The following is a 16,538-nucleotide window of genomic DNA, read 5'->3' on the forward strand; positions in this document are numbered from 1 at the left end:
GATGCCTGAAACCGACGAAAAACTCCTGACGGCACTTCGGGCGTCGCTGAAGGAGACCGAACGCTTGCGGGCGCGGCACCGCAAGCTCACGGCCGAGCTGCGCGAGCCGATCGCGATCGTGGGCATGGCGTGCCGCTACCCCGGCGGCGTCACCTCGCCCGAGGACCTCTGGACCCTGGTCGCGGACGGCGTGGACGCGCTGTCGGGCTTCCCGTCCGACCGCGGCTGGGCCTCGGACCTGTATGACCCGGAACCGGGCCGTCCGGGCAAGAGCTACGTGGACCGGGGCGGGTTCCTGCACGATGCGGCCGGTTTCGATCCCGGCTTCTTCGGGGTCGGCCCGAACGAGGCGTTCATGATGGACCCGCAGCAGCGGTTGCTGCTGGAGGTTTCCTGGGAAGCGCTCGAACGTGCGGGCATCGACCCCACGTCCCTGCGTGGCAGTGCGACCGGTGTGTTCGCCGGGATGATGTACCACGACTACGCCTACAACAACAGCACGGGTTCGGTGGCGTCGGGCCGGATCTCCTACACCCTCGGCCTGGAAGGCCCGGCGGTCACGGTCGACACGGCGTGTTCCTCATCCCTGGTCGCTTTGCATCTGGCGGTTCAGGCGCTTCGGGCAGGGGAGTGCTCGCTGGCCCTCGCCGGTGGTGTCGCGGTGATGGCGACGCCGGACGCGTTCATCGAGTTCAGCCGCCAGCGCGGCCTGGCCCCGGACGGCCGGGCCAAGTCGTTCGCGGCTTCGGCAGATGGCACGTCCTGGGGTGAGGGCGCCGGGATGTTGCTGGTGGAGCGGTTGTCGGACGCCCAGCGCAACGGTCACCGCGTGTTGGCGATCGTGCGGGGCAGCGCGGTCAACCAGGACGGCGCGTCCAATGGCCTGACCGCGCCGAACGGGCCGTCGCAGCGGCGGGTGATCGGCCAGGCCCTGGCGAACGCACGGCTGGCCGCCGATCAGGTCGACGCGGTGGAAGCGCACGGCACCGGCACGGCCCTGGGCGACCCGATCGAGGCGCAGGCGCTCCTCGCGACCTACGGCCGGGACCGTCCCGAGGAGCGTCCGCTGTGGCTGGGGTCGATCAAGTCGAACATCGGCCACACACAGGCCGCCGCAGGCGTGGCCGGGATCATCAAGATGGTCGAGGCGATGCGCCACGGCGTCCTGCCCAAGACCCTGCACATAGATGACCCGACCCCGCACGTCGACTGGTCGGCCGGGGACGTAGAGCTGCTGACCGAGGCGCGCGAATGGCCGGTGGACGGGCATCCGCGCCGCGCCGGGATCTCGTCCTTCGGGATCAGCGGCACCAACGCCCACGTCATCATCGAAGAACCCGAGGCCGAGCCCGAGTCCGAGCGGTCGGCCGAGCCGCAGCCGCAGCCGCTGCCCGCCGTGCCGTGGGCGCTGTCCGCACGCGGCGAGGACGGGCTGCGCGCACAGGCCCGGCGGCTGGCGTCGTTCCTCCGGGACCGCGCGGAGCTCGACCCCCTGGACGTGGCGTTCTCCCTGGCCACGACACGCGCCGTCCTCGAACACCGCGCGGTGGTCGTGGGCGCGGACCGCGACGCCCTCCTGGCGGACCTGGACGCGCTCGCCGAAGGCGCACCCGGCCGCGACATCGCGCGGGGAGTCGCCGCTCCCGGCCTGACCGCGTTCCTGTTCTCCGGGCAGGGCGCCCAGCGCGTGGGAATGGGCCGCGAGCTGCACGAGGCGTTCCCGGAGTTCGCGGACGCCTTCGACGCCGCCTGCGCGGAATTCGACAAGCATCTGGACACACCGCTGCGGCAGGTCGTCTGGTCCGACGCCGAGCTGCTCGACCGGACGGCCTACACCCAGGCCGGGCTGTTCGCGGTCGAGGTGGCGCTGTTCCGGCTCCTCGAATCCTGGGGCGTCCGTCCCGACCTGCTGGCCGGTCATTCGATCGGCGAGCTCGCGGCCGCGCACGTCGCGGGACTCTGGTCGCTGGAGGACGCCGCCACCCTCGTCGCCGCACGCGGACGGCTGATGCAGGCGCTCCCGGCAGGCGGTGCGATGACCGCGGTCCAGGCGTCCGAGGACGAGGTGACGCCGCTGCTGGACGCCGCCGCGATCGACATCGCCGCCGTGAACGGCCCGGACTCGGTCGTCGTCTCCGGAGCCGAGAGCGCCGTGGCCCGCATCGTCGACGAGTTCGCCGCGCGGGGCCGCAAGACGACCCGGCTGCGCGTCTCGCACGCGTTCCACTCGCCGCTGATGGAACCGATGCTCGACGAGTTCCGCCGGGTGGCGGAGAGCGTCGCCTACAGCCCGCCCGCGATTCCCGTCGTGTCCGACCTCACCGGCCGGACCGCGACGCCTGAGGAGCTCGCCGCACCGGACTACTGGGTGCGGCACGTCCGGCACGCGGTGCGGTTCGCCGACGCCGTCCGGCACCTGGAGGACGAAGGCGCGACACGGTTCGTCGAACTCGGCCCGGGCGGAGTGCTGACCGCCCTGGCGCAGGCCGCGCTGACCGCGCCGGACGGCATCGCCGCCGTGCCCGCGCTGAAGGCCGACGCCCCCGAGGCCGCGACGCTGCTGTCCGCGATCGGCGCGCTGCACGCGACCGGCGCCGACGTCGACTGGTCCGCGCTCCTGGCGGGACGCGGCGCCCGCCGGGTGGACCTGCCGACCTACGCGTTCCAGCGCGAGCGGTTCTGGCTGGTGGACCGGCCGGGCGCGGCCGACGCGGCGGCCCTCGGCCTCGGCCCGGTGGAGCATCCGCTGCTCGGCGCCGCGGTCGTGCTCCCGGACGCGGGCGGCGCGGTGCTGACGGGGCGGCTGTCGGTCGACTCGCAGCCGTGGCTCGCCGACCACCGGATGCTGGGCAGCGTGGTGCTGCCCGGAACCGCGTTCGTCGACCTCGCGATCCACGCGGGCGACCTGCTCGGCTGCGGGACGCTGGAGGAACTGACCCTGCAGGCGCCGCTCGTCCTGCCCGAACACGGCGACATCGCCGTCCAGGTGGTCGTGGAGGCCGCCGACGACGAGGGCCGCCGGGTTGTGGGCGTCCACTCCAGGGCGGATGACCGGATGTGGGTCCGGCACGCCACCGGTGTGCTCGCGGACGACGCCCCGGAACCGGCGTTCGACCTGGCCGCGTGGCCGCCAGAGGGCACCGCGCCGGTGCCGGTGGACGGCGCGTACGAGCGGCTGGCAGACGCGGGCTACGGCTACGGCCCGCTGTTCCAGGGCCTTCGCGCGGTGTGGCGGCGCGGCGACGAGCTGTTCGCCGAGATCGCACTGCCCGAACAGGACCAGGAGGACGGCTTCGGCGTCCACCCGGCGCTGCTGGACGCGGTGCTCCACGCCGGGCTGGTCGCCTCGGACGGCGCGCACCACGACGGCGGGATGGTGCTGCCGTTCGCGTGGAACGGGGTGCGGCTGCACGCGTCGGGCGCCACGTCCGTCCGGGCGCGGCTGACGCCCGCCGGCGCGGACGGGATGACGATCCTGCTCGCCGACGAGTCCGGCCGCCCGGTGCTGAGCGCCGGCTCGCTCGTGTCGCGGCCCGTCCAGGCCGAGCGGTTCACGAGCGGGGCGTCCGGCCATCACGACTCGCTCTACCGGCCGAACTGGACCCCCGTCCCGGCCGACGAGCCCGCCGTCCCGTCGTGGGCGCTGTGGAACGACCTGGATGACGACGACGCCGCCGACGTTCCGGAGACGGTCGTGCTGCCCGTCGACGGCGGGACGGCCCGCGACGTCCGCGACGTCCGCGACGCCGTGCACCGGGTGCTCGACGTGACGCGCTCATGGCTGGACGGCGACCGGTACGCCGCCTCGCGCCTCCTGGTGCTGACGAGCGGCGCGGTCGCGGTGACCGGCGACGACCTGTCCGACCTCGCGGGCGCGGCGGTGTGGGGCCTGCTGCGGTCCGCCCAGGCGGAGCACCCGGACCGGATCGTCCTCGTGGACTCCGACGACCCCGCCGACCGGCCCGCCGCCGTCGCGGCCGCCGCGGCGGCGGGCGAGCCGCAGGTGGCGCTCCGGGACGGGCGCGGGCACGTGCTCCGCCTGGCCCGCGTCCCGGCCCACCCCGACCCGTCCGACCCGGGCGTTACCGGGACGGCGTCCACCGCCCCGGTGCTGGACGGCGCCGGAACCGTACTGATCACCGGCGGGACCGGCGGCCTCGGCGCGCTGCTCGCCCGGCACCTGGTCACCGAGCGCGGCGTGCGGCGGCTGCTGCTGACCAGCCGCCGCGGCATGGACGCGCCCGGCGCCGCGGACCTGGCCGCCGACCTGCGCGGGCTCGGCGCCGACGTCACGGTGGCCGCCTGCGACGCGGCCGACCGCGACGCGCTGGCGCGGCTGCTCGGCGGCCTGCCCGCGGACCGCCCACTGACCGGCGTGATCCACGCCGCCGGAGTCCTGGACGACGCGACGTTCACCGCGCTCACCCCCGAACGCGTGGACGCCGTCCTGCGGCCCAAGGCGGACGCGGCCTGGAACCTGCACGAGCTCACCCGCGACATGAGCCTGTCCGCGTTCGTCCTGTTCTCCTCGGCCGCCGGTGTCCTCGGCACGCCGGGCCAGGCCAACTACGCCGCCGCGAACGCCTTCCTGGACGGCCTCGCCGCCTACCGCACGGCGCGCGGCCTGCCCGCGCAGTCGCTGGCGTGGGGCCTGTGGGCGGCGGACGGCAGCGCCATGACCGGCGCGCTGGACGGCGGCGACGTCCGCCGCATGGCCCGCTCGGGCGTCCGGGCGCTGCCCGCCGACGAGGGCCTCGCGCTCTTCGACGCCGCGTCCCGGTCCGCGGAGCCGCTGCTCGTGCCGATCGGGCTGGACGTCAAGGCGCTCGCGGGCGCCGGCGACGACCTGCCGCCCGTGCTGCGCGACCTGGTGGGCGGGCGCGCCCGCCGCCGGGCCGCGTCCTCAGCCGGGGCCGGTGCCGCGCTGCGGGACCGGCTCGCGGCGCTGCCGGAGGCGGACCGGCGCCCCGTGCTGGTGGACATCGTCCGGAACCAGACCGCGCTGGCCCTCGGCTTCGACGGGCCGCGCGCCATTGACGCCGTCCGCGCGTTCCGGGACCTCGGCGTGGACTCGCTGTCGGCCGTCGAGCTGCGCAACCGGCTGAACCAGGCGACGGGCCTGCGGCTTCCCGCGACGCTCGTCTTCGACCACCCGACCCCGGACGTCCTTGCCGGGCACCTCCTCGACGAGCTGTCCGGCGGCGACCCGTCCGGCGCGGTTCCGGCCGTGGCCGTCCGGGTGCCGGTCGACGACGACCCGATCGCGATCGTCGGGATGGCGTGCCGCTACCCCGGCGGCGTCGCCACCCCCGACGACCTGTGGCGGCTCGTCGCCGGAGGCGTGGACGGCGTCTCCGGTCTTCCGTCCGACCGCGGCTGGAACCTGGCCGGGCTGTACGACCCCGAGCCCGGCCGTCCGGGCAAGAGCTACGTGAACCAGGGCGGCTTCCTGGACGACGCGGCCGACTTCGACGCGGACTTCTTCGGCATCAGCCCCAACGAGGCCTGGCTGATGGATCCGCAGCAGCGGTTGCTGTTGGAGGTGTCGTGGGAGGCGCTTGAGCGGGCGGGTATCGATCCGACGTCTCTGCGTGGCAGTGCGACGGGTGTGTTCGCCGGGATGATGTATCACGACTACGCCTACAACAACAGCACGGGTTCGGTGGCGTCGGGCCGTATCTCCTACACCCTCGGCCTGGAAGGCCCGGCGGTCACCGTTGACACCGCCTGCTCATCATCGCTGGTCGCGCTGCATTGGGCCGTCCAAGCGCTGCGCTCGGGCGAATGCTCGCTGGCGCTGGCCGGTGGCGTCGCGGTGATGGCCACCCCTGAGACATTCGTGGAGTTCAGCCGCCAGCGCGGCCTGGCCCCAGACGGCCGGGCCAAATCGTTTGCGGCCTCGGCGGACGGCACGTCCTGGGGCGAGGGTGCCGGGATGTTGCTGGTGGAGCGGCTGTCGGACGCCCAGCGCAATGGTCATCAAGTGTTGGCGATCGTGCGGGGCAGTGCGGTCAACCAGGACGGTGCGTCCAATGGCCTGACCGCGCCGAACGGGCCGTCGCAGCGGCGGGTGATCGGCCAGGCGCTCGCCACCGCCGGCCTGACCACGGGCGATGTGGACGCGGTCGAAGCGCACGGCACTGGCACCACGCTGGGCGACCCGATCGAAGCGCAAGCGGTATTGGCGACCTACGGGCAGAACCGTGCAGAGGGACGTCCGCTGTGGCTGGGGTCGATCAAGTCGAACATCGGCCACACGCAGGCCGCCGCCGGGGTGGCGGGGATCATCAAGATGGTCGAGGCGATGCGCCACGGCGTCCTCCCCAAAACCCTGCACATTGACGAGCCGACCCCGCACGTCGACTGGTCGGCCGGGGACGTAGAGCTGCTGACCGAAGTGCGGGAGTGGCCGGTCAACGGGCATCCGCGCCGTGCCGGGATCTCGTCCTTCGGGATCAGCGGCACCAACGCGCACGTCATCATCGAAGAACCCGAGGCGGTAGACGACGTCGCGGAGTCCGGCGAGGAGTCCGGTGTTGTGCCCTGGGTCGTGTCCGGCAAGTCCGCCGAGGGCCTGCGGGGACAAGCGGAGAAGCTGCACGCGTACCTGGTGGAGCGTCCGGAGCTGACGCCACTGGACGTGGGCTTCACGCTCGCGACCTCGCGCGCCGTCCTCGACCATCGTGCGGTTGTGGTGGCGGGTGACCGGGCCTCGGGGCTGCGCGGGCTGGCGGCGGTCGCGGCGGGCGAGTCCCGTCCGGACGTGCCCACCGGAACCGTCTCCACCGGCTCGACGGCGTTCCTGTTCTCCGGTCAGGGCGCGCAGCGGCTCGGCATGGGCCGCGAGCTTTACGCGGCGTTCCAGCCCTTCGCGGACGCCTTCGACGACGTGTGCGCGGCGCTGGACGAGCACCTGGACCGTCCGCTCCGCGACGTGATCTGGTCGGACGCCGAGCTGATCGATCAGACGGTGTTCACGCAGGCCGGGCTGTTCGCCGTCGAGGTGGCGCTGTTCCGGCTCCTCGAATCCTGGGGCGTCCGTCCCGACTTCCTGGCCGGTCACTCCATCGGCGAGATCACCGCCGCGCACGTCGCGGGAGTGTGGTCGCTGCGGGACGCGGCGACGCTGGTGGCAGCGCGCGGACGCCTGATGCAGGCGCTCCCCGCGGGTGGTGCGATGGCGGCCGTCGAAGCCGCCGAGGACGAGCTGACATCGCTGCTGGACGCCGAGCCCCGCGTGGCGATCGCCGCGCTGAACGGGCCCCGGTCGGCCGTGATCTCCGGAGCGGAGGACGCGGTCGCGGAGATCCAGGCCACTTTCGAGGCTCAGGGGCGCAGGACGACCCGCCTCCGGGTCTCGCACGCCTTCCATTCGCCCCTCATGGACCCGATCCTCGACGACTTCCGCGCCGTCGCGGAAGGGCTCGCCTACGCGACTCCGTCCGTGCCGATCGTGTCGGGTCTCACCGGCCGCGTCGCGGCGGCGGAGCTGACGTCGCCCGAGTACTGGGTGCGGCATGTGCGGGAGGCGGTCCGGTTCGCCGACGCCGTCGCGCGGCTGGAGTCCGAGGGCGTGACGCGGTTCGTTGAAGTCGGGCCGGACGGCGTCCTGACGGCGATGGCGCAGAGCTGCGTCGCCGACCCGGCCGAGGCCGTGCTCGTCCCGGTGTTGCGCCGGGACCGGGCGGAGGAGCCGGAGGTGTTCGCGGCACTCGGCGCGATCCACGCGCACGGCGCAGCCGTGGACTGGACCGCGATCTTCGCGGGACGGAACGCGCGACGGGTGGACCTCCCGACCTACGCCTTCCAGCGGCGCCGCTACTGGCTGGACGCCCCGGCGGTCTCGGGCGACGTGTCGATGCTCGGCCAGGTCGCCGCGGAGCATCCGCTGCTGGGCGCGGCCGTCGCGCTGCCGGACTCCGACGGCGTGGCGCTGACCGGCCGCCTGTCGGCGGGCGCGCAGCCGTGGCTCGCCGACCACGAGGTGCTCGGCAACACGCTGCTGCCCGGGACGGCGTTCGTGGAACTGGCCGTCCGGGCCGGGGACCAGGTCGGCTGCGACGTGCTGGAGCGGCTGACGCTGCTGGCGCCGTTGACGCTGCCCGAGCACGGCGGTGTCGACGTCCAGGTCGTGGTGGGCGCCGCGGATGAGGACGGCGCTCGTCCGGTGAGCGTCTACTCCCGCCGCGCCGACGCCCCGGACGACCTTCCGTGGACGCGCAACGCCGACGGCGTCCTCGCCGCCGCCGGCCCGGCACCGGAGGCCGAAGCGTCCGACCTCGCGGCATGGCCGCCCGCCGGCGCGACCGCCGTGGACGTCGACAACGTCTACGACGACCTCTCCGCGCGCGGGTTCGGCTACGGTCCGGTGTTCCAGGGGCTTCGGGCGGCGTGGCGGCTCGGGGACGAGCTGTTCGCCGAGGTCGCACTCCCGGACGAGGTCCGGGCCGAGGCCGGTGGGTTCGGCGTCCACCCGGCGCTGCTGGACGCCGCGATGCACGTGATGCTCATCAGCGGCGACGACGGCCAGGAGGCGGTCCTCCCCTTCGAGTGGAGCGGGGTGAGGCTGCTGGCCTCCGGCGCCTCGTCGGTTCGCGTCCACGTCACGCCGGCCGGTGACGGCGGTGTGGCCATGATGCTGGCGGACGAGTCCGGCGGCACGGTGCTGTCCGTGGACTCGCTGGTGACGCGGCCGGTGCCGGCGGGGGAACTCGGTGCCGCGGACGGGCCGGGCGCCGACTCGCTGTTCCAGGTGACATGGACACCGCATCCGCTGGACGGCGCGTCCGGAGCCGGCACGTCCGGAGCCGGCACGTCCGATGCCGGGGACGGCTGGGCCGTCGTCGGCGCGGACGGCCCGGACCGGCTCGGTCTCGACGCCGCGACCGCGCATTTCCCCGACCTCGCCGCGCTGGCCGAGGCGGCCGGGACCGGGCATCCGATCCCGGACGTGGTGGTGTGGTCGTGCGCGCGGCGGTCGGGCAATGTCCCGGACGCCGTCCGTTCGGCCGCGCACGAGGCCCTGGGCGTCGTGCGGACCTGGCTGGCCGATGCGCGGTTCGGCTCGTCCCGGCTGGTGGTGGTCACGCGCGGCGCGGTCGCCGCCGGCGCGGACGACGGCCCGGACGATCTCGCCGCCGCCTCCGTGCGGGGCCTGATCCGCACCGCGCAGACAGAGAACCCGGACCGTTTCGTCCTCCTGGACCTGGACGAGGACGAGCCGCCGTCCGGCCTCCTGCCTGCCGTGCTGCGGGCGGACGAGCCGGAACTCGCGGTGCGGGCCGGACAGGCCCGCGTCCCGCGCCTGGCCCGCGCCACCGGCCCCCGCCCCGGCACTGGACCATGGACGGCGGACGGGACGGTCCTGATCACCGGTGGCACGGGCGGGCTCGGCGCGCTGGTGGCGCGGCATCTGGTGGCGGCGCACGGCGTCCGGCGCCTGCTGCTGACCAGCCGCCGCGGCCTGGACGCCCCGGGCGCGGCGGAGCTGCGCGCGGAGCTCGCGGCGGCGGGCGCGGACGCCGAGGTCGCCGCGTGCGATGCGGCGGACCGCGACGCGGTCGCCGGGCTTCTCGCACGGATCCCGGACGAGCACCCGCTCACCGGCGTGATCCACGCGGCCGGGGTGCTTGACGACGGCGTGATCTCGTCCCTGACGCCCGAGCGGATGGACACCGTCCTACGGCCCAAGGCAGACGCCGCGTGGCACCTGCACGAGCTGACCCAAGACATGGATCTGTCGGCGTTCGTGCTGTTCTCGTCCGTCGCCGGGACGCTCGGCGGCGCGGGGCAGGGGAACTACGCGGCGGCCAACGCGTTCCTGGACGCGCTGGCCGCGCACCGCCGCGCGCGAGGGCTCGCCGCCACGTCGCTGGCGTGGGGGCCGTGGAGCGGGACGGGCGGGATGGCGGGCCGCCTGGACGACGCGGACGCCGAGCGGCTCCGGCGCTCCGGCATGCCGCCGCTCGCACCGGACGAGGGCCTCGCACTCTTCGACGACACAATCCGCGCAGACACAGACACGGCCGTGCTCGTGCCGGTCCGGCTTGACCTGGCGCTGATGCGGTCGTTCGCGGGTTCGGGCCTGCTGCCGCCGATGCTGCGCGGCCTGGTCCGGACTCCCGCCCGGCAGGCGGCGCGGGGCGGTGGCGCGTCGTCGCTGCGCCGCCGGCTGGCCGGGCTGGACGGCCCGGATCGCGAACGCGTCCTGCTCGACCTGGTGCGCGCGCAGGTCGCCGCGGTCCTCGGTCACGACGGCACCGCGTCCATCGAACCGGACCGGGCGTTCAGCGAGCTGGGCTTCACGTCGCTGTCGGCGGTGGAGCTGCGCAACCTCCTCAACGCGGCGACCGGGCTGCGCCTGCCGGCCACCCTGGTCTTCGACCATCCGAACGCGCGCGCCGTGGCCCGCCACATCGAGGGCGAGGTCCTCGGCGCGGACGACGACGCCGCGCTCCCCGCGGCGGCCGGCGCGGCGGCGGGCGACGACCCGATCGCGATCATCGGGATGGCGTGCCGCTACCCCGGCGGCGTCTCCCGGCCGGACGACCTGTGGCGCCTGGTGTCGGCGGGCGTCGACGCGGTGGCGCCGTTCCCCCGCGACCGCGGCTGGGACGTCGACGGCCTCTACGACCCCGAGCCCGGCAAACCGGGCAAGACGTATGCGGCCGAGGGCGGGTTCCTCTACGACGCGGCGGACTTCGACGCCGAGTTCTTCGGCATCTCGCCGCGTGAGGCGGAGGAGACCGATCCGCAGCAGCGGCTGCTGCTGGAGACGTCCTGGGAGGCGTTCGAGGACGCCGGCATCGACCCGTCCGCGCTTCGGGGGAGCGCCACCGGCGTGTTCGCCGGGGTGATGTACCACGACTACGCGGGCGGGGCCAACGCGGGAAGCATCGCGTCGGGCCGCGTCTCCTACACGCTCGGGCTGGAGGGCCCGGCCGTCTCGGTCGACACGGCGTGCTCGTCGTCGCTCGTCGCGCTGCACCTGGCCGTCCAGGCGCTGCGGTCGGGCGAGTGCTCGCTGGCGCTGGCGGGCGGCGTGACGGTGATGGCGACGCCCGGGACGTTCGTGGAGTTCAGCCGCCAGCGCGGCCTGGCGGGCGACGGGCGCAGCAAGTCGTTCGCGGCGGCGGCCGACGGCACCGGCTGGGGCGAGGGCGCCGGGATGCTGCTCGTCGAGCGGCTGGCGGACGCCCGCCGCAACGGTCACCCGGTGCTGGCGGTCGTCCGGGGCAGTGCGATCAACCAGGACGGCGCGTCCAACGGGCTGACCGCGCCGAACGGCCCGTCGCAGCGGCGCGTGATCCGGCAGGCCCTCGCGAACGCCGGGCTGGGCCTGGACGACGTGGACGCGGTCGAGGCGCACGGCACCGGCACCACGCTCGGCGACCCGATCGAGGCGCAGGCGCTGCTCGCGACGTACGGGAAGGACCGTCCGGAAGAGCGCCCGCTGTGGCTGGGATCCGTCAAGTCCAACATGGGCCACACGCAGGCCGCCGCCGGGGTGGCCGGGATCATCAAGATGGTCGAGGCGATGCGCCACGGCGTCCTGCCGAAGACGCTGCACGTGGACGAGCCGACCCCGCACGTGGACTGGTCGGCGGGCGGCGTCCGGCTGCTGACCGAGGCGCGGGACTGGCCGGCGAACGGGCGTCCGCGCCGCGCCGGGGTGTCGTCGTTCGGGATCAGCGGGACGAACGCGCACGTGATCCTGGAAGAGCCCCCGGCCCCTGCGCCGGATACGCCCGCGAACGAGGACGGCGACGGCGTCGGCACCGGCGCGCCGGGCGTCGTCCCGTGGGTGGTGTCCGCGAAGACCGCCGACGCGGTGGCGGGTCAGGCGGAGCGGCTGGCCGCCTTCGTCCGGGCCGACGACGAGCTCGGCGCGCTGGACGTCGCGCACGCCCTCGTCACGTCCCGGGCCGTTTTCGCGCATCGCGCCGTCGTGCTCGCCGAGGACCGCGAGTCCGCGCTCGGCGCGCTCGCCGACCTGGCCGCCGGGCGGGAGTCCGGCGCGGTGGTACGCGGCGTCGCCCGCGGCGTGGCGCGCACGGCGTTCGTGTTCCCCGGGCAGGGATCGCAGTGGGCGGGCATGGCCGTGGAACTGCTCGAAACGTCGCCGGTCTTCGCGGCACGGCTGGCGGAGTGCGCCGACGCGCTGCGCCCCTACATCGACTGGGATCTGTTCGACGTCCTCCGCGGCGACGGCACGCCGCTGGAACGGGTGGACGTCGTCCAGCCCGTGCTGTGGGCGGTGATGGTCGCGCTGGCCGAGGCGTGGCGCGGGTTCGGCGTGCGTGCGGAGGCCGTCGTGGGCCACTCCCAGGGCGAGATCGCCGCGGCGTGCGTGGCCGGGGCCCTGTCCCTGGACGACGGCGCACGCGTCGTCGCGGTCCGCAGCCGCATCATCGGCGAGGGCTTGGCGGGCAAGGGCGGCATGCTGTCGGTGGCGGCGCCGGCCGACCGCGTCACCGCCCTGCTCGAAGACTACGGCGGCCGGCTGGAGCTGGCCGTGGTGAACGGGCCGGGTTCGGTCGTCGTGTCCGGCGACGTCGGCGCGCTGGAGGAACTGCGGGCGGCGCTGGACGGGGACGGCGTCCGCGTCCGGGTCATCCCCGTGGACTACGCGTCGCACTCGATGTTCGTCGAGGGCATCCGCGACCGGATCCTCGCGGAGCTGGACGGGCTGTCCCCGCGCTCGGTGAAGACGGGCTTCTACTCCACGGTCACCGGCGGGCCCGTGGACACCGCGACCCTGGACGCCGAGTACTGGTACGCCAACCTGCGCAACACCGTCCGCTTCGAGGACGCGACCCGCGCGCTGCTCGCCGACGGGTTCGGCGCGTTCGTCGAGGCGAGCCCGCACCCCGGCCTGCTGGTGGGCCTCGGCGAGACCCTGGACGCGGCCGGCGCGAACGCCGTCGCGGTCGGCTCGCTCCGCCGCGGCGAGGGCGGCCTCGGGCGGCTGCTGGCATCGGTCGCCGAGGCGTTCGCCGGCGGCGTCGACGTCGACTGGAACGCCGTGCTGGACGGTGGCGGGCGGTCCGGCCGGGTCGTGAAGCTGCCGACGTATGCGTTCCAGCGCCGCCGCTACTGGGCCGACGCCCCGGCCGGGACCGGCGACGCGACGTCCCTCGGCCTGGACGCGCCCGACCATCCGCTGCTCGGCGCCGCGCTCGCCGCGCCCGATTCGGGCGGCGTGACGCTCACGGGCAGGCTGTCGGCGGCCGCGCAGCCGTGGCTCGCCGACCACGCCGCCGGCGGTGTCGTGCTGTTCCCCGGCGCGGGCTTCGTGGAGCTGGCGATCCGCGCGGGCGACCAGGCCGGCTGCGGCCGCGTCGAGGAGCTGGCGCTGGAGGCGCCGCTGGTGCTGCCCGAGGACGGCGGCGTCCGCGTCCAGGTCGTCGTCGGCGCCGAGGGCGACTCGGGCGAACGGCCGGTGTCGGTGTACTCGCGGCCGGACGCGGACGAGCCGTGGACCCGCCACGCCGCCGGCGTCCTCACCCCCGCGGGCCCCGAACCCGAGCCCTCGCCCGCGCAGTGGCCCCCGGCCGATGCCGAACCCGTGGACGTCACCGACCTGTACGACGGTCTCGCCGTCGCCGGGCTGGAGTACGGTCCGGCCTTCCAGGGGCTGACGGCGGCGTGGCGGCGCGGCGACGAGGTGTTCGCCGAGGTCGCGCTGCCCGAGGACATGGACGTCGACGGCTACGGCCTGCACCCCGCTCTGCTGGACGCGGGCCTGCACGCGATCGCGCTGACCGGGGTGTCCGGCGACGGGATCCTGCTGCCGTTCGCATGGTCGGGCGTGGAGCTGTTCGCGTCGGGCGCGTCAGCGCTGCGAGTTCGGGTGGCGCCCGCCGAGAACGGCGCGGTGTCCCTCCGGTTCGCCGACGTCACCGGACACGCCGTCGCGTCCGTGGACGCGCTCGTGCTGCGGGCCGTCCCGGCCGACCGGCTGGCGGCCGCCGCCGGATCGCGGTTCCACGACTCGCTGTTCCGGCTGGACTGGGCCCCGCTGCCCGCGCCGGGCCCGGCCGCCGCGGCTCCGCCCGAGTGGGCGGAATGGGACGCGCTGGTCGCGGACGCCGCGGTCCCGGAGATCGTGGTGCTGCGCGTCACGGGCGGGCGGGACGCGGCCGCCGTGCGGCCCGCCGTCCACCGCGTCCTGGACGTGCTGCGGCCGTGGCTGGAGGAGGAGCGGTTCGCCGCGTCCCGGCTGGCCGTCGTCACCTCCGGCGCGGTGGCCGTGACCGGCGCAGGCGAGGTCACCGACCTCGCGGGCGCGGCGGTGTGGGGCCTGGTCCGGTCCGCGCAGTCGGAGGACCCCGGCCGGATCGTCCTGGCGGACGTCCCCGAGCCCGCCGCCGGACTCGACGAGGTCCTCGCCGTCCTCGCGTCCTCGGGCGAACCTCAGGTCGCGCTGCGGGACGGCGAGTTCCACACGGCGAGGCTGGCGCGCGTCCCGGCGGGCCAGCCTGAACCGCTCGAAGAGACCGAAGACGCTTCCGCCGAGGACGCTTCCGCTGATGGCGCGATCTTGGTGACGGGTGCTTTGGGTGCGCTGGGCGGTGTGGTGGCGCGGCATCTGGTGGCCGAACGTGGTGTGCGGCGGTTGCTGTTGACCAGCCGTCGTGGCGCGGACGCGCCGGGCGCGGCGGAATTGGCGGCGGAGTTGGAAGCGCTGGGCGCAGAAGTGGAGGTGGCCGCGTGTGACGTGGCCGACCGTGAGGCGCTGGCAAGGCTTCTGGAGGGCCGCCGCCTGTCGGGTGTGGTGCACGCGGCCGGGGTGCTGGACGACGGCATGATCTCGTCGCTCACACCGCAGCATGTGGACACCGTCCTACGCCCGAAGGTCGATGCCGCCTGGAACCTGCACGAGCTGACCCGGGACATGGAGCTGTCGGCGTTCGTGCTGTTCTCGTCGGCGGCCGGTGTTCTGGGCACGCCAGGCCAGGGCAATTACGCGGCGGCCAACGCGTTCCTGGACGCCCTGGCCCACCACCGCAGGGCCGAGGGCCTGCCCGCGCAATCGCTCGCCTGGGGGCTGTGGGCCGCCGACGACAGCGGCATGGCCGGGCAGCTCGACGACAGCGAACGCCAGCGGATCGCCAGGTCCGGTGTGGACGCGCTGCCGCCCGGTCAGGGGCTCTCGCTGCTCGACACGGCGGCCGCGCTGGACGAGGCCGCACTCGTCCCGATCAAGCTCGACCTCAGGGCCCTCGCCGCCGTGCCCGAGCCGCCGCACCTGTTCCGCGGGCTCCTGCCGCGGTCCCGGCGCAGCGCGTCGGGGGCGCGGGCGGACGCCGAGTCGCTGCGCGAGCGCCTCGCCGGGCTCCCGGAGGAGCAGCAGGAACGCGAGCTTCGGGACCTCGTCCTCGCCTACGCGGCCGGGGTGCTCGGGCACAGCGGCCCCGAGGCCGTCGACCCCGAGCGCGACTTCCTCGAAGCGGGCTTCGACTCGCTGACCGCGATGGAGCTGCGGAAGGGGCTCAACGCGGCCACCGGGCTGCGGCTGCCCGCGATGGCCGTGTTCGACGCCAAGAACCCCGCCGAGCTGGCCCGGCACGTCCGGGCCCGCCTCGCCGCGGAAATGGGCGGCCACGCGGACGCCGACCCTGACGGCGCGACGCTTCCGGCGGAGTCCGGTGACGGCGCGGACGGCACAGGCGGCACGGGCGCGGCGGACGGCGGCGACACGCTGAGCGACCTCTTCCGGTCGGCCGTCCTCTCCGACAACGTCGTGAAGGGGTTCCTGATGCTCCATGCGGTAGCGGACACCAGGCCCAGGTTCCGCACCGCCGACGCGGCGCCGCCCCTGGCGCCGGTGAAGCTGGCGGACGGGCCCGCGCGCCCCCGCCTGATCTGCGTCTCGACGCCGATGGCCGTGGGCGGCGTCCACCAGCACGCGCGGCTGGTCTCCCACTTCCAGGGGGAGCGGCACGTGTCCGCGCTGCCGCTGCCCGGGTTCGCGCCGGGCGAGAGCCTGCCCGAGACGGCGGCCGTCATGACCGAGGCGGTCGCGGAGAGCGTCCTGCGGGCCGCGGAGGGGGAGCCGTTCATCCTGCTCGGCTACTCCTCCGGCGGGCTCATCGCGCACATGGCGGCCCGCCACCTGGAGAAGGCGGGCGCCGGGCCCGACGGCCTCATCATGCTGGACACCTACCGCGTCGGCGACACGGCGATGAGCGCCGGGCAGAAGCCGCTGGCCCTGGCCCTGCTGGAGATGGAACCGGCGTTCGGCCGGTTCGACAGCGCCCGGCTGTCCGGGATGGGGTACTACGCCAAGCTGCTCCTCCACTTCGCGCCCGCCCCCCTCTCCGCCCCGGTCCTGTTCGTCCAGGCCACCGAGGCGTTCATACCCGTACCCGAGAACGACCCCGAGGCCGGCGACATGCTCGCGGCGCCCTGGGACGACGCGCACACGCTCCGGACGGTCCCCGCAAACCACTTCACGCTCATCCAGGACCACGCGGAGGCCACCGCGCAGATCATTCGGGAGTGGCTCACCGCGCCGGGATAGGGGGTCCCGGAGG

General features: G+C 75.0%; 1 protein-coding gene. It reads left to right on the forward strand.

Annotated features, from left to right (window positions below):
* Position 1: 1 nt before the first annotated feature.
* Positions 2-16,525 (forward strand): type I polyketide synthase, encoded by a 16,524-nt coding sequence (locus E1287_RS45600; RefSeq protein WP_131965321.1) that lies wholly within the window; start codon positions 2-4, stop codon positions 16,523-16,525.
* The last annotated feature ends 13 nt before the right edge of the window (positions 16,526-16,538 follow it).

This window comes from Actinomadura sp. KC06 (genome assembly GCF_004348735.1).
In the GTDB taxonomy this organism is placed as follows: Bacteria; Actinomycetota; Actinomycetes; order Streptosporangiales; family Streptosporangiaceae; genus Spirillospora.